The 18046-nt window shown below is 73.5% G+C and carries 13 protein-coding genes and 1 pseudogene; 7 read left to right on the forward strand and 7 right to left on the reverse strand.

Annotated features, from left to right (window positions below; genetic code table 11):
• Positions 1-215: 215 nt before the first annotated feature.
• Positions 216-914 carry a PAQR family membrane homeostasis protein TrhA gene (trhA, locus tag AC3ERT_RS04435; protein WP_335980783.1) on the reverse strand — a complete coding sequence of 233 codons (699 nt, stop codon included), beginning with the start codon at positions 912-914 and terminating at the stop codon, positions 216-218.
• 238 nt (positions 915-1152) lie between these two features.
• Here trhA and AC3ERT_RS04440 point away from each other — a divergent pair, with 238 nt between their 5' ends.
• Positions 1153-2979: a phosphoenolpyruvate carboxykinase (GTP) gene (locus tag AC3ERT_RS04440; protein WP_435172750.1), complete on the forward strand. Its 1827-nt coding sequence runs from the start codon at positions 1153-1155 to the stop codon at positions 2977-2979.
• 66 nt (positions 2980-3045) lie between these two features.
• On the opposite strand, the gene AC3ERT_RS04445 is transcribed toward AC3ERT_RS04440, so the two are convergent.
• Positions 3046-4257 carry a pyridoxal phosphate-dependent aminotransferase gene (locus tag AC3ERT_RS04445; protein ID WP_435124751.1) on the reverse strand — a complete coding sequence of 404 codons (1212 nt, stop codon included), beginning with the start codon at positions 4255-4257 and terminating at the stop codon, positions 3046-3048.
• Positions 4258-4435: 178 nt separating this feature from the next.
• Here AC3ERT_RS04445 and AC3ERT_RS04450 point away from each other — a divergent pair, with 178 nt between their 5' ends.
• Positions 4436-6715, forward strand: a complete 2280-nt coding sequence (locus AC3ERT_RS04450; protein ID WP_435172751.1) for a KAP family P-loop NTPase fold protein — start codon at positions 4436-4438, stop codon at positions 6713-6715.
• Positions 6716-6728: 13 nt separating this feature from the next.
• Here the strand turns inward: AC3ERT_RS04450 and AC3ERT_RS04455 are convergent, their stop codons facing one another.
• The 4 genes and pseudogenes from AC3ERT_RS04455 to AC3ERT_RS04470 all read right to left on the reverse strand — a co-directional run bounded on the left by AC3ERT_RS04455 (position 6729) and on the right by AC3ERT_RS04470 (position 11928).
• Positions 6729-8318: an N-acyl-D-amino-acid deacylase family protein gene (locus AC3ERT_RS04455; RefSeq protein WP_435172753.1), complete on the reverse strand. Its 1590-nt coding sequence runs from the start codon at positions 8316-8318 to the stop codon at positions 6729-6731.
• Between the two features lie 66 nt (positions 8319-8384).
• Positions 8385-9654, reverse strand: a pseudogene (locus tag AC3ERT_RS04460) (MbnB/TglH/ChrH family RiPP precursor modification enzyme).
• Positions 9651-10541 (reverse strand): TIGR04222 domain-containing membrane protein, encoded by an 891-nt coding sequence (locus AC3ERT_RS04465; RefSeq protein ID WP_435172754.1) that lies wholly within the window; start codon positions 10539-10541, stop codon positions 9651-9653. The pseudogene AC3ERT_RS04460 and the gene AC3ERT_RS04465 overlap by 4 nt, the downstream one beginning before the upstream one ends.
• Before the next feature lie 103 nt (positions 10542-10644).
• Positions 10645-11928 carry an alanine racemase gene (locus AC3ERT_RS04470; RefSeq protein WP_435124736.1) on the reverse strand — a complete coding sequence of 428 codons (1284 nt, stop codon included), beginning with the start codon at positions 11926-11928 and terminating at the stop codon, positions 10645-10647.
• A 226-nt stretch (positions 11929-12154) separates the two neighbouring features.
• Between AC3ERT_RS04470 and AC3ERT_RS04475 the strand changes: the two genes are divergently transcribed.
• The 3 genes from AC3ERT_RS04475 to AC3ERT_RS04485 are packed head-to-tail and all read left to right on the forward strand — an operon-like array spanning position 12155 to position 14459.
• Positions 12155-13228, forward strand: a complete 1074-nt coding sequence (locus AC3ERT_RS04475) for a sugar kinase (RefSeq protein ID WP_435172857.1) — start codon at positions 12155-12157, stop codon at positions 13226-13228.
• Complete coding sequence (locus tag AC3ERT_RS04480) at positions 13225-14052, forward strand: IclR family transcriptional regulator (protein WP_435172755.1); 828 nt, start codon at positions 13225-13227, stop codon at positions 14050-14052. Before AC3ERT_RS04475 ends, AC3ERT_RS04480 begins: the two co-directional genes overlap by 4 nt.
• Entirely contained in the window at positions 14049-14459 is a 411-nt protein-coding gene (locus tag AC3ERT_RS04485; RefSeq protein WP_435172756.1) for a RidA family protein, read from the forward strand. The genes AC3ERT_RS04480 and AC3ERT_RS04485 overlap by 4 nt, the downstream gene beginning before the upstream one ends.
• Before the next feature lie 120 nt (positions 14460-14579).
• Here AC3ERT_RS04485 and AC3ERT_RS04490 read toward each other — a convergent pair whose 3' ends face one another.
• The gene (locus AC3ERT_RS04490; RefSeq protein ID WP_435172758.1) at positions 14580-16127 is read right to left on the reverse strand and encodes a chitinase; all 1548 of its coding nucleotides are present in this window, start codon (positions 16125-16127) and stop codon (positions 14580-14582) included.
• Between the two features lie 267 nt (positions 16128-16394).
• Here AC3ERT_RS04490 and AC3ERT_RS04495 point away from each other — a divergent pair, with 267 nt between their 5' ends.
• Positions 16395-17246, forward strand: a complete 852-nt coding sequence (locus AC3ERT_RS04495) for a hypothetical protein (RefSeq protein ID WP_435172760.1) — start codon at positions 16395-16397, stop codon at positions 17244-17246.
• A 12-nt stretch (positions 17247-17258) separates the two neighbouring features.
• Entirely contained in the window at positions 17259-17981 is a 723-nt protein-coding gene (gene cpaB / locus AC3ERT_RS04500; RefSeq protein WP_435172762.1) for a Flp pilus assembly protein CpaB, read from the forward strand.
• Positions 17982-18046: the final 65 nt, after the last annotated feature.

The raw sequence follows: 18046 nt of genomic DNA on the forward strand, positions 1-18046 counted from the left end.
GACCCCCAGCGTCGACTCCCTCCTCCGCCTTGCAGTTGCACGCACCGGACCCCGCTCCTTCTCCCACGGAGATCCAAACGACAGGCCCTAGGAGCCCGCGCCGCCGGCGCTGCCCCGCAGGGCATACGAAAGCCCCGCACTCCCGTGGTCGGGAATGCGGGGCTTTGCGGGGTTTGCGGGGGGCGGGTCGAGGAGGGGCGGAGTGGGGCGGCGGGTCAGTTGTGGCTGTAGGCGACCAGCGAGATGCCCACGTAGTGGACGATGAACGCCACCAGCGTGAAGGAGTGGAAGACCTCGTGGAAGCCGAACCAGCGCGGTGAGGGGTTCGGGCGCTTGAAGCCGTAGACCGCCGCGCCCGTGCTGTAGAGGATGCCGCCGACGACCACGCAGACCATCACCGCGACCCCGCCGGTGCGCAGGAAGTCCGGCAGGAAGAAGACGGCGACCCAGCCGAGCGCGATGTAGCAGGGCGTGTAGAGCCAGCGCGGGGCGCCGACCCAGAAGACCCGGAAGGCGATGCCGGCCAGCGCGCCGGCCCACACCAGCCAGAGCAGCAGTTCGGAGGTGCCTCCCGGCAGCAGCAGGATCGTCAGGGGGGTGTAGGTGCCCGCGATGATCAGGAAGATGTTCGCATGGTCAAGTCGTCGCAAAATTCCGGCGCCCCGCGGCCCCCAGTTGCCGCGGTGGTAGAGCGCGCTGACGCCGAAGAGCGCGCAGGCGGTGACGGTGAAGACGGCGCAGGCGATCCGTCCCCTGGTGCTCTGCGCGAAGGCGGTGAGCACGACGCCGGAAATCAGGACAGCGGGGAACATTCCCGCATGCAGCCACCCTCTGAGCTTGGGTTTCGTCAGGGCGGGCAGTCCGACCGGAACAACGGCGGAGCGGGCGTCGTCGGTCTCGTCGACAGCGGTCATGTCGCGGATACTACCTACGAGATCGTAAGTTACTCGTAAGTAACATTACCGCCCTCCGAGTGGTGATGGTCACGCTGCGCGCCCTGGACGGAATCATTTGATGAGGGACATACTCATTTGAGTGCGGTCGGCACCGGATGAGCACACCACGAACGCGTCCGGGCCGCAGCCCCCACGGGGCCGAGACAACACCCTCACACCACGCCGGTCTGTGCGGACCCGGCGGGACGGAGCGATCGTGGCGCGCGGTATTACGGCTCCCACCAACCATCAGGAACTGATCGACTGGGTCGGCGAGATCGCCGACCTCACCCAGCCCGACGAGGTCGTCTGGTGCGACGGCTCGGAGGAGGAGTACCACCGCCTCGCCGGTGAACTCGTCGCCAAGGGCACCTTCACCAAGCTCGACCCGGCCCTGCGCCCCAACTCGTACTACGCGGCGTCCGACCCCACGGACGTGGCGCGGGTCGAGGACCGGACCTTCATCTGCTCGCGGCGCGAGGCCGACGCGGGCCCGACGAACCACTGGAAGGCGCCCGCCGAGATGCGGGAGATCTTCACCGGCGCCCCCGGCAGCGGCGAGGGCGGGCTGGTCCGCGGCGCCATGCGCGGCCGGACCATGTACGTGGTGCCGTTCTGCATGGGCCCGCTCGGCTCGGAGCTGTCGGCGATGGGCGTGGAGCTCACCGACTCCGCCTACGTCGCGGTGTCGATGCGCACCATGACCCGGATGGGCCGCCCGGTGCTCGACGCGCTGGGCACCGACGGCGCCTTCGTCAAGGCCGTGCACTCCGTCGGCGCCCCGCTCACCGACGGCCGGACCGACGTGCCGTGGCCGTGCAACAGCACGAAGTACATCTCGCACTTCCCCGAGGACCGCGAGATCTGGTCCTACGGCTCCGGCTACGGCGGCAACGCCCTGCTCGGCAAGAAGTGCTACGCGCTGCGGATCGCCTCGGTGATGGCCCGCGACGAGGGCTGGCTCGCCGAGCACATGCTGATCCTGAAGCTCACCCCGCCGCGCGGGGAGGCGAAGTACGTCGCCGCGGCCTTCCCGTCGGCCTGCGGCAAGACCAACCTCGCCATGCTGGAGCCGACCGTCGCCGGCTGGAGCGTGGAGACCATCGGCGACGACATCGCCTGGATGCGGTTCGGCGCGGACGGCCGGCTGTACGCGATCAACCCCGAGGCCGGCTTCTTCGGCGTCGCCCCCGGCACCGGCGAGCACACCAACGCCAACGCGATGAAGACCATGTACGGCAACGCGGTCTTCACCAACGTCGCGCTCACCGACGACGGCGACGTGTGGTGGGAGGGCATGACCGAGCAGCCGCCGGCCCACCTCACCGACTGGAAGGGCGAGGACTGGACGCCGGAGCGCGGCACCCCGGCCGCCCACCCCAACGCCCGCTTCACGGTGCCGGCCGCCCAGTGCCCGATCATCGCGCCGGAGTGGGAGGACCCGCGCGGGGTGCCGATCTCCGCGATCCTCTTCGGCGGCCGCCGCGCCTCGGCGGTGCCGCTGGTCACCGAGTCCTTCGACTGGCAGCACGGCGTCTTCCTCGGCGCCAACGTCGCCAGCGAGAAGACCGCCGCCGCCGAGGGCAAGGTCGGTGAGCTGCGCCGGGACCCGTTCGCGATGCTGCCGTTCTGCGGCTACAACATGGGCGACTACTTCGCCCACTGGCTCAAGCTCGGCAAGGAGCACGACCCGGCGAAGCTGCCGAAGATCTACTACGTCAACTGGTTCCGCAAGGACGCGGCCGGGCGCTTCGTGTGGCCCGGGTTCGGCGAGAACAGCCGGGTGCTGAAGTGGATCGTGCAGCGGCTCAACGGCGAGGCCGACGGGGTGCGCACCCCGATCGGGGTGCTGCCGGCCGACGGCTCCCTCGACCTGGACGGCCTGGGCCTGACCGCGGACGACCTGGAGCTGCTGCTGAGCGTCGACCGCGAGGTGTGGCGGGAGGAGGCGGCGCTGATCCCGTCCCACCTGGAGACCTTCGGCGCCCACGCGCCCACCGAGCTGTGGGAGGAGTACAAGGCCCTGGTCTCGCGCCTGGGCTGAGCGGTCACCCGGGCCGAGCGGTCGGGGGCGCGGGGCAGCCGCCCCGCGCCCCACCGGGGACGAGCGCTACGGCTGGCTGTAGCCGTCGAGGAAGCGGCCGATCCGGCCGACCGCCTCGCGCAGGTCCTCCGCGCGCGGCAGCGTGACGATACGGAAGTGGTCCGGCTCCATCCAGTTGAACCCGGTGCCGTGCACGATCATGATCTTCTCCGCGCGCAGCAGGTCCAGCACCATCTGCCGGTCGTCCTTGATCTTGTACACCTTCGGGTCCAGCCGCGGGAAGGCGTACAGCGCGCCCTTCGGCTTCACGCACGTGACGCCCGGGATCTCCAGCAGCGCCTCGTAGGTCGCGTCGCGCTGGGCCAGCAGCCGGCCGCCGGGCAGCACCAGCGAGTTGATCGACTGGTGGCCGCCGAGCGCGGTCGCGATGGCGTGCTGCGCGGGCATGTTCGCGCACAGCCGCATGTTCGCCAGGATCGTCAGGCCCTCGATGTAGCTGGCCGCGTCCTTCTTCGGGCCGCACACCGCCAGCCAGCCGCTGCGGAAGCCGGCCACCCGGTACGCCTTGGACAGGCCGTTGAAGGTGAGGGTGAGCAGGTCGGGGGCGATTGCCGCGGTCGGGGTGTGGGTCGCGTCGTCGTAGAGGATCTTGTCGTAGATCTCGTCGGAGCAGACCACGAGGCGGTGGCGGCGGGCGATGTCGGTGATGCCGCGCAGCAGCTCGTCGTCGTAGACCGCGCCGGTCGGGTTGTTCGGGTTGATCACCACGATCGCCTTGGTGCGGTCGGTGACCTTGCGCTCGATGTCGGCGAGGTCCGGCATCCAGTCGGACTGCTCGTCGCAGCGGTAGTGCACCGCGGTGCCGCCGGCCAGCGAGACCGAGGCGGTCCACAGCGGGTAGTCCGGGGCGGGGACCAGCACCTCGTCGCCGTCGTCGAGCATCGCCTGCATCGACATCTGGATCAGTTCGGAGACGCCGTTGCCGAGGTAGATGTCCTCGACGTCCAGCGGGATGCCCTTGGTCTGGTAGTGCTGCATGACCGCGCGCCGCGCCGACAGCAGCCCCTTCGCGTCCCCGTAGCCGTGCGCGTCACCCAGGGTGCGCAGCATGTCCTCGAGGATCTCCGGCGGGCAGTCGAACCCGAACGGCGCCGGGTTGCCGGTGTTCAGCTTCAGGATGCGGTGCCCGGCCGCCTCCAGCCGCATCGCCTCCTCAAGAACCGGACCCCGGATCTCATAACAGACGTTCGCGAGCTTCGTGGACTGGATCACCTGCATGCCGGTCACCTTACGGCGGGGTCGGCGCGACCGCGCGGTGTTTTCCACCACGTGGACGGGGAGGGGTCTCCAGGGTGCCCGGGGCGGCCGGGGGCCGGCGGGCGGGCGGCCGCGAGGGCGCGGCGCGGATTTTGCCGAGGCGGGCCCGCGGCGGCGGCCGGACTGGGAGACTTCGGGCATGGCGCAGCAACCGTGGCCCACCCCGCCGCTCGCCGTGCCCGGCACCCTGCGCAGGGGGGAGGACGCCCTCGGCGGACTGATGCTGCTCAACGACGAACCGGTCTCCGGCGCCGACGACGACGAACTGGGCGCCCGCTGGGCGGCCGAGCAGCTGTCCGCGCTGCTGCTCGCCTCCCGGCACGCCACGCCCTTCACCCTCGCGGTGGACGGCGGCTGGGGGATGGGCAAGAGCAGCCTGATGCGGCTGGTCGACGGCCGGCTGAAGCACACCGACGGCGTGCACACCGTCTGGTACAACGCCTGGAGCGCGACCGGCGCCGACGCGCTCGAAGGGCTGATCAAGTCCGTGCTGGCGCAGCTCGACCCGAACATCCTGCGCCGCACGCTGCGCCGGCTGCGCAGCGGCAGCGGCCCGGCCCGGCTGCTGCGCGCGCTCACGCTGCTGCTCGCGGCGCCGCTGGGGGTGGCCGGGATGGTGGACGGGCTGTGGCGCGCGCTGTCCGCGGACGCCACCGCGCGCAACCAGATGCGGGAGGCGCTGCGCGTGATGCTCGCGGACTGGACGGCCGTGCCGCGCCGGGGCGGCCCAGGCCGACTGCTGGTGGTCTTCATCGACGACCTCGACCGCTGCTCCCAGGAGACCGTGCTCGCGCTGTGCGAGGCGCTCAAGGTCTACCTGGACGTGCCCGGGCTCGCCTTCGTGATCGGCTGCGACGCGGAGGCGATGAACGAGGACGGCATGCTGCGCAACCTCACCCCGGCCGGCGCCGCCTTCATGGAGAAGATCTTCCAGACCACCTACCGCATCCCCGCGCCCGGCAACCGCGACATCCAGCACTACGTTCAGCGGTGCGCCCGGCGGGCCGGGATCGCCGACCTGCTCGACCAGGACCAGCGGCTGGTGGAGCTGATCGCCTACCGGGTCGCCCGCAACCCGCGCCGGGTCAAGCGCCTGGTCAACGGGCTGCTGCTGGAGGCGAACCTCAATCCCATCTGGTCCGGCCTCGGCACCGAGGCGGTGCTGCGCACCCTGCTGATCCAGCAGCTCTACATCGACTTCTACCGGCTGATGACCGTCCAGAACGAGCCCGGCTCGCAGCCCGAGGTGGTCGAGACCTTCTTCTCCTACTGCGAGGTCCGCACGCTGCTGCGGGCCGGGGCGGGGTGGACGACGGGCAGCGAGCGGCTGCTGGCGGACTTCCTCGGCCCGCACTCGGTGGCGCTGCCGGCGGAGAACGACCAGGCCGAGCGCGAGACCTCGCTGCGGCTGCTGGAGCGCGAACTGCCGGAGAGTTTCCCGGTGCTGGCCGCCGATCCGGCGTTCGTGTCGCTGCTGCGGGGGCTGCGGATGCTCGAGGGTTCGGATCTGGTGTTCCAGCGCCTGCGGGAGGGGGTCGACCGCCCGTCGCCGTCGGAGCAGGCACCGTACGGGCAGGCTGCGTACGGGCAGGCGCCGTACGGGCAGGTGGCGCAACAGCGCCCGGAGGGGCCGCAACCGCCGTTTACGCAGCAGCAACAGCCGTACGGACAAGGGCAGTTCGGGCCGCCGGAGGCGGCGTCGGCGCGGCCGGGCGGAGTGCCGGCGCAGGCGGCCGGGGAGGAGCGCTCCGGCGGGGCCGCGCCGCCGTCGGGCGGTGAACAGACCCCGGACTGGGGTGCGTTGACCGCGGGGGCGGCCGGGCCGACGGGCGCACCGTACGGGGCGCAGCGGTCCGATCCGGGCGGTGCGCCGCAACAGGGCGCGGCGCGGCCGGCGGGGCCGGCCGACCCGGTCAGCCCGGCGCTCGACCAGCAGGGCGCCGGGGGCTACCCCGCGGCCTACCCGCAGTCCGGCTACGGCGGGCGCGCGGCGTCGCCGCCGCCGCGGTCGCAGCCGGAGGCGCGGGGCGGGCCGCCGCCGGTCGTGGTGCTGGTCGGCTTCACCGGCGAGGCGGCGGGGTCGGTCGGGTTCGCGCTGCAACGCAGCGGGCTGAGCCAGGAGTTCGCCTTCAACCAGGTGCTGTGGGACGACTGGCTCGCGCGCCGCCCGGCCGCGGTGCTGTGCCACGTTGCCGCGTTCGGCCTGCGCGGCCACGGCTTCGAGCTGATCGAGGCGGCCCGGCGGGACCAGGACTACCAGGGCGCGGTCGTCTTCTACAGCCCGACCCTCACCCCGAACGAGCGGCTTCGGGCCGAACACCTCGGCGCCCGCATCACCAGCGACCCCGACCAGGCCGCCCAACTCCTCCTGACCGCCCTCTCCGCCCCACCAGACTCCCCCTCCACCGGCTCGGGTTGACCGACCCCGCCTGCTACCCCCGGCCGGGGCGGGGCGGGGAGCGGCGGACGGAGCGGCCGGCGAGAACGCCGGTGCGGCGGCCGTCGGACATCACGAAGCGGCCGTCGACCAGCACGTACGGGATGCCCGTGGGCAGGGTGCGCGGGTGGTCGAAGGTGGCGCCGGACGTGACCGTGTCCGGGTCGAAGAGCACCAGGTCGGCGCGGTAGCCGGGGCGGACCAGGCCACGGTCGGGCAGCCGCAGCCGGGCCGCGGGCCGCCCGCTGAGGTGCGCCACGCACTCCTCCAGCGTCAGCACGCCCAACTCCCGTACGTAGCGGCCGAGGTACTCGGGGAAGGTGCCGTAGGCGCGGGGGTGCGGTTTGGCGCCGCGCAGGATGCCGTCGGAACCCGCGGTGTGCGCGCGGTGGCGCATGATCGTGCGGACGTTGGACTCGTCGCCGACGTGCTGGAGGATGGTGGTGCCGAGGTGGTCGTCGAGCAGCAGGCGGCGGGCGGCGGGCCAGTCGGCCACCCGGGTGCCGATTCGGGGGGACAGGGCGGGGTTCGCGACGCCCGAGACCTCGATGGTGGACCAGTCGACGGGCACCCCGTGGCAGCCGTCGGAGCCCTCGACCTCCAGGGCCACCCGGATCGCCTCGGCCGTGCGGTCCTCCCGCAGCCGCGCGAGGGTCGCCTCGGGGCCGCCTTCCGCGGCCCAACTGGGCAGCAGGGCCACCAGGGTGGTGCAGCCGGGGGTGTAGGGGTAGGTGTCGAGGGTGATGTCGACGCCGGCGTCCAGGGCCCGGTCGAGCAGGGCGAGCAGTTCGGGGGCGCGGCCGGTGTTCTCGTCGAAGTTCATCGTGGCGTGGGCGAGGTGCAGGGCGCACCCCGACTCGCGGGCGAGCGCGATCATCTCCTCGTACGCGGCCAGCGCGCCCGCGCCGTAGGAGCGGTGGTGCGGGCAGTAGTAGCCGTCGTGGGCGGCCACCACCCGGCACAGTTCGGTCAGTTCGGCGTCGGAGGCGTACATGCCCGGGGTGTAGGTCAGCCCGGAGGACATGCCGACGGCGCCCTCGGCCAGGCCGCGGGCGACCTCCTCCTTCATCCGGTCCAGCTCGCGCCCGGTCGGCGGCCGGTCGGCCCAGCCCATCACCATGGCCCGGACGGTGCCCTGCGGCACCAGGTAGGCGGCGTTGACCGCGATGCCCCGGTCCAGCCGGTCCAGGTACTCGCCGACACCGCGCCAGGTGAAGTCGGCGTCGGAGCCGTAGCCGTTCCACCCGGCGATCTGGGTGCGCAGCTCCTTCAGGGCGAGGTCGTCGACCGGCGCGTACGACAGGCCGTCCTGGCCCAGCACCTCCAGGGTGACGCCCTGTGCGGCCTTCGCCTCGTGGACGGGGTCGGTGAGCAGCGCGAGGTCGCTGTGCGCGTGCATGTCGATGAACCCGGGGGCCAGCGCCAGACCGTGCGCGTCCACCGCGAGCCGCGCGCTCAGCCGGGTCCCGCCGTCGCGCTCCCGCCGGATCTCGGTGATCCGCCCGCCGTCCACGCCGACGTCGGCGACGTACGGGCGGCCACCGGTCCCGTCCACGACCAGCGCTTCGCGAAATACCAGCTCCATGGCCAGCCATCTTGCCTTACATCCGCAAAAGGCCGGATCGGGCCCCCGCGGGTGCGGCCGGGGCGGTCAGCCGGCCCGCCGGCGCCACCGGTCCCGGCGGCGGGGACGGGGACGCTCGGCCCGGGGGAGCAGGCCGTGCGCGCGGAGGTGGGCCTCGAAGGCCACGGCGTCCGGGTGGGAGCCGCCGGCCGGCAACGGGTGGGCGCGGGCGTAGTCGGCGAAGGCGGACCGGTAGGCGCCCTCGCCGAGGGCGGCGGCGAGCCACGGGTGGTGGGCGGCCGCGGTGCGGGCCCGCTTGGCGAGGAGGGCGCGGGCCTGGACGGCGAGCCGCTGCCGGTCGAACCCGTCGGGTGCGGATGCGCCGGTCACGAGGCAGGCGAGCAGGGCGTGCTGGGCCGCGGCCAGGGCGGTGCGCGCGTCGTGCGGGTCGTCCGGGTCGTGCGGGTCGTGCGCGTCGTGGGACGGGCCGCACGCCCGGTCGGGGCCGTGCGGCTCAGCGGGCACGGCCGGCTCCGGTGACGGCGGTGCGGATCGCGCCCAGTTCGGCGGCGAGCTCGGCGTCGGCCGGGTAGGCGCCGTCGCGCTCCAGCAGCACTCCGGGGACACGGGTCCGCGACGCCAGTTCGGCGAGCACGTCGAGTACGGGCGCGGTCACCGGGTGGGTGTGCGTGTCGTGCCAGATGCCGTCACGCTCCGCGCCACCGGCCACGTGCACGTATCCGAGCCGCTCCAGGGGGAGTTCGTCGAGCACGTCCCGCGGGTCGATGCCGAGGTTGACGTGCGCGGTATGCAGGTTGGCCACGTCGACCAGCAGCAACGCACCGGTACGGTCGGCGAGTTCGGCCAGGAAGCGGCCCTCGGTCAACTCCTCGCCCGGCCAGCGGAACAGCGGTGCGATGTTCTCCAGCGCGAGGGGCACGGGCAGTTCCCTCTGGGCGGCGCGGACGTTCGCCACGACGACGTCGAGTGCCGCACGGGTACGCGGCACCGGCAGCAGGTGACCGGCCTCGAGGCCGCCGGCCCGGGTGAAGGCGATGTGCTCGCTGACCAGCGGGGACCCCAACGCGGCAGCGCAGGAGGCGAGATGGGCCAACCGGACCGGGTCCGGGCGTTCCGCCCCGCCGAGCGACAGCGACACCCCGTGCGGGACCACCGGGACACCGCGCTCGCGCAGCGCCCGCAGAGAGTCCGGCAGCCGGCCCGGGGCGAGGTTCTCCGCGACCGCCTCGACGAACTCCACCCCGGCCAGCCGCTCCACGGCCAGGTCGATCGCCGGTCGCCATCCGATGCCGTAGCCCAGACGCGGCGCTTCGGCGTAGGCTGCCGCGCCGGTCATCCGCCGCACCCCCCGCAGCCGCCCCCACCGCATCCGCCGCCACCGCAGTTGCTCCCGCCACAACTGCTGCCGCCGCCGGAGGAGGACATCGACACGCTGCCGTACAGCGCCGTGCGCAGTTCCGTGTCGGCCAGGCCGACGGCGCCGAACGCCGCCACGCCCAGGACGACGGCCGGCGTCGAAGCGGGGTAGCCGCCGCCGTAGTTGCCGAACAGCAGCGGAGACGGGAGATCGGCGGGGCCGCCGCCGGCCAGCGCCCGTAACTGCCGCCCGGCGGCGGTCAGCCGGGGGAATCGGGCACCCAGCAGCACGAGGGCCGCGACCAGGGCGATCAACTCGACGCACAGCAGTATCACCGGCCGCCCGGCCGCGATCCCGTGAACCACGCGCACCACGCCCAGCACGAGGACCGCGGCGGGAGCCAGCAGCGCCCGCCGAGCCCGTTTCCGCTGACGGCCGCCCAGCACCAGGCCCTGCCCGACTGCCTCGTCGTGCACGGAGCGCACGGCGGCGCTGTCGCCCGCCCGTGCGCGGACGCCGTGCAGATCCGCACCGTCCAGCGCCGTGATCGCCGACAGCACCGCCTGCTGCACGGGTTCGGCGGCCGTCGCGCCGGACACGGGCCTGATCCGGTGGTCGCGACTGACCCGGACCTGCCCGGCGGCCAGGAGCGCCTGCACGGCGGTGTCCACCACGCGCTTGTCGCCACCGCTGACCAGTGCGAGCGTGTACACGTCACTCCGAGTGCCGACGGGTCGCCCGGTATGCGCGCGGGCGGTACGCAGCGGCGACCACAGCAGCGGCACCGCCGCCACCGCCACGACCGCCAGCACGGCGTAGAGCGCCAGGAACTGCGGGCCGCTCAGGCCCCACGACTGATGCTGCATACCGACCTCCATGACGGAGCCCCCCGGGCTGCTGTCAGCAAGCACGCCCGGTCGCGCCGCGCCGGTTCCCACCCGGCGGCGGACGGGGCGCCACGCGGCGGCGTCAGAAGTACGTGCGGACGTACGACGTGACCGTGCCGTCCGCCCGGGCGACCGGGATGAGCACCCACTTGTCGAAGGTGGTGCACGGGTGGGACACGCCCAGCGCCACCCAGTCGCCGACCTCCAGGCCGTCCCCGGGCGGCACCCGCAACCAGGCGTGCTGGTCGGAGAGCTTGACCACCTCCAGCCCCTCCGGCGCGGCGCGGGTCGAGCCGTCACGGGCCGAGCGGACCGTGCGGGGCGCGGGCAGCCCGAGGTCGTAAGGGGCGTCGCGCTTGCCGGCGTTGAGGAACGCCTGGTCCGGCGCGGGCCGGGAGACCACCTGCGCCCACAGCCGGAAGGCCGGTTGCAGGTCGCCGTCGGCGGGCACCCGGTTGAAGGGGGTGATCCGCCGGTAGTGGTCGTCGTCATGGGTGACGTACGCGCCCGAGCGCAGCAGCCGCAGCACCGGGCGGGACAGCTCCGGGACGTCGGCGAGGACGTCGGCGACCGCGTCGAACCACGCCGAGCCGCCCGCGCTGACGATGATCTCCTCGGCGTCCGCGAAGTGCCCGGCCCGGTCGAGCGCGGCCGCGAGCGCCACCAGCCGGTTCAGGTAGGCCCGGACCCGCTCGGGGTCGGCCGCCGGCACCTCGCCCTCGTAGCCGGCCACGCCCACCAGGCGCAGCGCGCCCGCCGCCGACACCGCCGCCGCGACGGCCTGCGCCTCGCGGTCGGTGCGCACCCCGGTCCGCGCGCCCTGCCCGGCGCCCAGCTCCACCACCACGTCCAGCCGCCGCCGTACCCCGGCCGCGCGCAGCTCGGCGTCCATCAGCTCGACCGCGCGCAGCGAGTCGACGTAGGCGACGAAGGTGAAGTCCGGGTCGGCGTCCAGTTCGGCGCCGACCCAGCGCAGCGCGGCCGCGTCGACCAGCTGGTTGGCCAGGAAGATCCGCGGCACCCCGAACGCCCGTGCCACCCGCACCTGGTGGGGTACGGCCAGGGTGATCCCCCAGGCGCCGCGGGCGAGTTGGCGGGCGAACAGCTGCGGGGCCATCGACGTCTTGCCGTGCGGGGCGAAGGCCAGCCCGTACCGGGCGGTGTACTCCTCCAGCGCGGCCAGGTTGTGCTCCAGGGCCTCCTCGGACAGCACGAGCAGCGGGGTGGTGAAGCCGCCGCCGAACAGGTCGCGGCGCTGCGCGGCCAGTTCGCCCACGGTCAGCCCCTCGGCGTCCGGCGGCAGGCCCTTGAACCGGTGGTCGACCCGCTCGCCGTCCAGCGCCGCGACCTGCTCGTCGATGTCCATCCACCCTCCCGGGAGGCGCTCCGGCGGTGCCGGCGTCTCGTCGTACCGCCGTTGCGCTGTGTGCAACGGCCGTTGCGTATCTTGTCCTCCGTTGTCTAACATCCTGGTCGGCGCGAGGTCAACGGGCGCCGAGGACCGGCCGCCCGCCGCCCCGACGAGAACGGAGACCCGCGTGAGCGCACCGCCGAGCACCGAACGCGTCGACGTGGTGTGCCTGGGCGAGTCCATGGTCACCTTCGTGCCCTCCCGGACCGGCCCGCTCGCCGACGTCCCCTCCTTCGACCGGGCCATCGGCGGCGCGGAGTCCAACGTGGCCTGCACGCTCGCCCGCGCCGGGCACGCCACCCGCTGGGTGAGCCGGGTCGGCGCGGACGGCTTCGGCGACCACCTGGTGGACACCATCGCCGCGGCGGGCGTGGACGTCGGCGCGGTGCAGCGCGACCCGCACCGGCCCACCGGCGTCTACTTCCGCACCGCGCAGGAGCGCGCCACCACCCTCGACCGCCGCGCCGGCCGCGCCGAGGTCGTCTACTACCGCAAGGGCTCTGCGGCCTCCGCGCTGTCGCCCGCGCTGGTGCGCCGCCGCGATGTGTGGGCCGGCCGGGTGCTGCACCTGACCGGCATCACCGGCGCGCTCTCGGCGACCTGCCAGGCCCTGATGACCCGCCTCACCCACCGCGAACCCGGCCGCCCGCTGGTCTCCTTCGACGTCAACCACCGCCCCGCGCTGTGGCGGGACGCCGACCCCTGGCGGCTGGCCGACCTCGCCCGCGGCTGCGACCTGGTCTTCGTCGGGGAGGACGAGGCCCAGGCGGCCTGGGGCCTGCCCGACGCGGACGCGGTACGGGCCGCGCTGCCGGAGCCGGCGGTGCTGGTGGTCAAGCAGGGCGCCGCCGGGGCCACGGTGTTCGTCGCGCAGCAGTCCCGGCTGCCCGTGGAACTGGCCGGCCTGGGCTCGGCCCACGGGCCGGAAGGAGCCGCCCGGCCGCACACCGCGGCCGGCGGCGGTGTGCGGCTGCACGTGCCCGCACCGGCCGTGGACGTGGTCGCGCACGTCGGCGCGGGCGACGCCTTCGCCGCCGGGTTCCTGTCGGCGACGCTGCGCGGGCTGCCGCTGCGCGACCGGATGCGCCACGGCCACCTGCTGGCCGCCGCCGCCCTGACCGTGCCCGACGACCTCGCGGTGCCGCCGCCGCGGGCGCGCTGCGACGCGCTGGCGGCGCTCGACGACGAGGCGTGGGCCGGGCTGCGGCTGGGCCCGGGGTGGACCCGGGCGGCGGCCGCGGGGGTGCCGGGATGAGCCAGACTGTGGACCGGGCGCTGAGCATCCTGCCGCTGCTCGCCGAGGGACCGGCCGGCCTGGAACAGGTCGCCACCCGGCTGGGCGTGCACAAGTCGACCGCGCTGCGGCTGCTGCGCACCCTGCACGAGCACGGCCTCGTCTACCGTCAGCAGGACCAGCGCTACCGGCTCGGCGCCCGCCTGTTCGCACTCGCCCAGCAGGCCGTCGAAGCGCTGGACATCCGCGAGATCGCCCACCCGCACCTGGCCGCGCTCAACGAACGCACCGGCCACACCGTGCACTTGGCGGTGTACGAGCAGGGCGAGGTGGTCTACATCGACAAGGTGGACAGCCGCTACCCGGTGCGGATGTACTCCCGGATCGGCCGCCCGGTCGCCATCACGGTCGCCGCCGTCGCCAAACTGCTGCTGGCCGACCTGCCCGAACCCGAGCGGCGCGCGGTCGCCGAACGGCTGGACTACCCGCGCTACACCGCCCGTTCGACGCCGGACGCGGCCGCGTTCCTCGCGGAGCTGGCCCGGGTGCGCGAGCAGGGCTGGGCGAGTGACCTCGGCGGCCACGAGGAGTCCATCAACTGCGTCGGCGCGCCGATCCACGGCCCCGACGGCCGGGTCTGCGCGGCGATGTCCGTCTCCGCCCCCAACGTGGTGGTCGGCGCCGAGGAGTTGCTGCGGCTGCGCCCGCTGATCCTGCGGACCGCCTACGCGGTGGGGGAGGAGCTGTCCGGCCGGTCGGCCGGCGGCCCGCGCGACGACGACCGAGGCCCCCGTGGCCACCACCTTGACGAAGACGAACCGAGCGACGAGGACACCGACGCATGAGCGACCACCTCAAGACCGCGATCACCCCGCCCACGCACACCGTCCCGCCGGCGAAGTTCTCGCACGGCGTGCGCAAGGGCAACATCCTCCAGGTCGCCGGCCAGGTCGGTTTCCTGCCCGCGGTGGCGGGCCAGGCCCCGACCCCGGCCGGCCCGACGCTGCGCGAGCAGACCCTCCAGACCCTCGCGAACGTGGAAGCGGTGCTCACCGCGGGCGGCGCGAGCTGGGAGGACGTGGTGATGGTCCGCGTCTACCTCACCGACACCGCGCACTTCGCCGAGCTGAACGACCTCTACAACGCCTACTTCGCCGACCTGGAGCAGCCGCCCGCGGCCCGTACGACGGTCTACGTCGGCCTGCCCGCCGGCCTGCTGATCGAGATCGACGCGCTGGCCGTCCTGGGCTGAACCGCCGCGCCGGCCTGGGCCGAACCGCCGCCCCTGGCAGGGCGGCACACGAAGGGAGCGCCCCCCGGCCGGGGGACGCTCCCTTTCTTCTCCTGCTCTTCTCCTGCCGGTTGGTGCCGGCTACGGCATCGCGTGGACGTGCGCGCCGACCGTGTTCGACCAGGAGTTCCCGTTGGACGCGTCCCAGTTCGTGGACCAGGTCATGGCGCCGCGGATGGTGGGCCACTTGGCCGAGGGGTGGAAGGTGCCGCAGTTGGTGCCGCTGGCCAGGCAGTCGAGCGCGTTGTCGACCACCGTCGGGGAGACGTAGCCGGAGCCGGCCGCGCTGCTGGAGGCCGGGGTGCCGATGCCGACCTGGGACGGGTCCAGCCCGGCCTGGATCGCGGTGCAGGCCAGCGTGGTGATGAAGTCCACGCTGCCCTGGCTGTAGACGCCGCCGTCGCAGCCGTTCATCGAACCGCTGTTGTAGTACTGGGTGTTGACGACCGTCAGGATGTCCTTGATCTTCAGCGCGGTGGCCAGGTAGTCACTGGAGGCCGAGAGCATGTCGATGGTCTGCGGCGCCATCGTGATGATCAGGCCGGAACCGGCCTTCGCGCTGAGGTCGCGCAGCGCCTGCGACATGTAGGTGGAGTCGATCCCGTTCTCCAGGTCGATGTCCACGCCGTTGAAGCCGTAGGTCTGCATGAGGCTGTAGACGCTGTCGGCGAAGTTCGTCGCCGAGGCCGAGTCGCGCACCGAGATGGTGCCGTTCTGCCCGCCGACGGAGATCACCACCTTCTTGCCCGCCGCCTGCTTGGCCGCGATGTCCGCCTTGAACTGGGCGTCGCTGTAGTTCAGCGCCGGGTCCAGGGAGAAGGTGACCGCGCCGGGCGTGGTGGTGGCGGTGGCGAAGGCCACGGCGATGATGTCGTACTGGTTCTGCACCTGCGCCAGGGTCTGCACGGCCGCGCCGTTGTCGAAGTCCTGCCAGTAGCCGGTCACCGCGTGTGCGGGGACGTCGGTGGCCGGCGGGTTCGTCGGCGGCGTGGTGGGAGGTGTGGTCGGGGGAGTGGTGGGCGGGGTCGTCGGGGGAGTGGTGGGGGGCGTGGTCGGCGGGGTGGTCGCGGTACCGCCCGGGCCGGTCAGGGTCACGTCGTCGGCGTAGTAGGCGGGTTGGGCGTACCAGCCGTGGGTGTAGACGGTCACCGAGGTGGTGCTCGCGCCGGTGGTGAACTTGACGCTGAGCTGGCTGTAGGAGGAGGCGCTCGGGGTCCAGGTGGACGGGTCGGTGCCGCCGGTGCCGGTCGCGCCGAGGTAGACGTACGACCCCTGCACCCAAGCGCTGAGGGTGTAGGAGGAGTTGGGCTGCACGCTGATCGTCTGCGTGCACTGCCCGGTGTCGCTCGCGGTCGGGGTGGCCTTGAGCGCGCTCGACCCGGAGTGCACGGGGCTGGTGACGACGGCGCCGCTGCCGGCGCTGCACGTCCAGCCCGAAAGCCCGCTCTCGAAGCCGGAGTCGGTGACCAGGTTGGTGTCGGCGGCGGACGCGGCGCCCTGGGTGACGAGTGCGACGCCCGAGCCGATGACGGCGGCGGCGCTGAGCCCGGCGACCAGCCGGCGCCGCAACGTCGCCGCGGACCTCGCATGGCTTGCTGGGTGCTGATTCGCGCGCGATGCACGTTCCACGACTGCCTCCTGGGGGCAAGGAGTTGGGGGGTGGTGGGGTGTGCGGGTGACCCGGTGGCCATCGTTGGCATGGACACAGGTAATAGGGAGAAAGTTGGTCCAGACCAATAAGGTTGTCAAGACCCCTGGTGGACACCGGTCGTTCACGGTTTCCGATCCGCGACTTTCCGCGCTCAACCTGCTACACGTCGATAAGCTGACCACCGCGTACAGCCGGGCGGACCCCCGCTCGACCCGGCCGGCGCACCGCAGATGGGGAGGTGCCGCATGCCGAGCGTCATCACGGTGACCGCGGACGACCTCGCGCTGCCGCTGGAGGAGCACGTGGTGCGCACCTCCGCTGCCTTGGACGCGCACGGCCATCTGATCGCGCTCGCCCCCGTCGAGGCGGACGACCCCGCCCGGCGCCGCATGCACACCGTGCGCTCCGCGCTGGAGGGCGACCGGATCGCCATCGTGCCGCTGACCCTGCCCCCGCTGGCCCGCACCCTGCTCGGCGAGCAGCTGCGGCAGCTGTCCGGCACCGACCTGGGCCCCGGCGTGCTGGCCGGCGCCGCCCGCCTGCTCTCGTACTACCTGCACTCCGGCGCGCTGCTGGCCTCCGTCAGCAAGCTGGACCGGGTGCCGGTCGGCGTCGGCAGCCACGTCAAGTCCCTCGTGCCCGGGCGGCACTTCGCGGTGCTCGCCCACCCCGAGCCCTACCTCGGCGAGGCCGACGCGGCCCACGTGCCGCCCGGTCCCTCCTACGCCACGCAGCTCGCGGTGGCCGGCAGCGGCCTGGACCCCGGCTGGGTGGCCGGGCCGCTCGCCGCCGGCTGGCAGACACAGGCCCTGCGGGAGGTGCCGCTGCCTGCCGACTCCGCCCGCTGGTGGGGCACCTCGCGACTGGTCGAGTTCACCGCGTACATCGCCGACGTCGGCATGCTCTACCAGCTCGTCACCTCGGTGCGCCGCGACACCTGCACCTGGTGCGGGCTCGAAGTCATCGGCGACCAGTGCCTGTTCTGCGCCACCAAGGTCGGCGAGCGCACCACCCCCGCCCGGCACGCCGCCGCCCGCCCGCCCGACCGGGCCGTGGAGACGCCGCGCCGCCCCCAACTCGAACCCCACAAGCGATAGGTCCACCCGCCCATGAACTCACGTCAGCGCCGTGGCGTCGTCCTCCTGGTGGTCTCCGTGGTCTGCGCGGTCGCCGCCTTCGCCGGGGTGCTCGCCGTCGTCGACAACGCCCGCACCCAGGTGGGCCAGAAGGTGACGGCGTACGAACTGACCGCCGACGTGCCCGCGTACACCGCGCTGGACTCCTCGAAGGTGCGCCGGATATCCATGCCGAAGCGGTGGCTGCCGGACACCGCGGTACGCGACCTCGGCGCACTCCAGGGGAAGATCGCCGCGGTCGCGCTGAAGAAGGGCTCGCTGCTGGAGTCCGACATGGTCGCCGCGCGGCCCGAACTCAAGCCCGGGCAGATGGAGATCGCCATCATGATCGACGCGGAGACCGGGGTGGCCGGCAAGATCACCCCCGGCGCCAAGGTGAACATCTTCGCCACCTTCGCCGGCCGCAAGGACACCGACCCGGACGTCTCGAAGATCATCGTGGCGAACGCGTCCGTGCTGGACGTCGGCCAGATCAAGGCGTTCGACAAGAACGAGGACGCGCAGCGGCTGTCCGAGGAGGGCGTCCCGATCACCTTCGCACTCGACGCCGCCGACGCCCAACGCGTCGCGTACGCCGAGTCGTTCGCCGAGCATGTCCGGCTCGCGCTGGTCGCCCCCGGCGACACCGCGGCGCCCCCGGACAGCGACCGCACCTACACGCTCTCCGGCGACACGTCCGCGGGAGCCGGGCGATGAGGCCGGGCGCGGCTCCGGGCCGCCGCCCCGGCCGCCCCCGCACGGCGGCGCGCCGGCCGGACCGG

The organism is Actinacidiphila sp. bgisy145, assembly GCF_057708125.1.

Bases quoted from the DNA above. Each gene is read 5' to 3' on its own strand.
- trhA (WP_335980783.1), bottom strand. From the start codon at position 914: ATGACCGCTGTCGACGAGACCGACGACGCCCGCTCCGCCGTTGTTCCG.
- AC3ERT_RS04455 (WP_435172753.1), bottom strand. From the start codon at position 8,318: ATGGAGCTGGTATTTCGCGAAGCGCTGGTCGTGGACGGGACCGGTGGC.
- AC3ERT_RS04450 (WP_435172751.1), top strand. From the start codon at position 4,436: ATGGCGCAGCAACCGTGGCCCACCCCGCCGCTCGCCGTGCCCGGCACC.
- AC3ERT_RS04480 (WP_435172755.1), top strand. From the start codon at position 13,225: ATGAGCCAGACTGTGGACCGGGCGCTGAGCATCCTGCCGCTGCTCGCC.
- AC3ERT_RS04445 (WP_435124751.1), bottom strand. From the start codon at position 4,257: ATGCAGGTGATCCAGTCCACGAAGCTCGCGAACGTCTGTTATGAGATC.
- AC3ERT_RS04470 (WP_435124736.1), bottom strand. From the start codon at position 11,928: ATGGACATCGACGAGCAGGTCGCGGCGCTGGACGGCGAGCGGGTCGAC.
- AC3ERT_RS04465 (WP_435172754.1), bottom strand. From the start codon at position 10,541: ATGCAGCATCAGTCGTGGGGCCTGAGCGGCCCGCAGTTCCTGGCGCTC.
- AC3ERT_RS04475 (WP_435172857.1), top strand. From the start codon at position 12,155: ATGGTCACCTTCGTGCCCTCCCGGACCGGCCCGCTCGCCGACGTCCCC.
- AC3ERT_RS04485 (WP_435172756.1), top strand. From the start codon at position 14,049: ATGAGCGACCACCTCAAGACCGCGATCACCCCGCCCACGCACACCGTC.
- cpaB (WP_435172762.1), top strand. From the start codon at position 17,259: ATGAACTCACGTCAGCGCCGTGGCGTCGTCCTCCTGGTGGTCTCCGTG.
- AC3ERT_RS04495 (WP_435172760.1), top strand. From the start codon at position 16,395: ATGCCGAGCGTCATCACGGTGACCGCGGACGACCTCGCGCTGCCGCTG.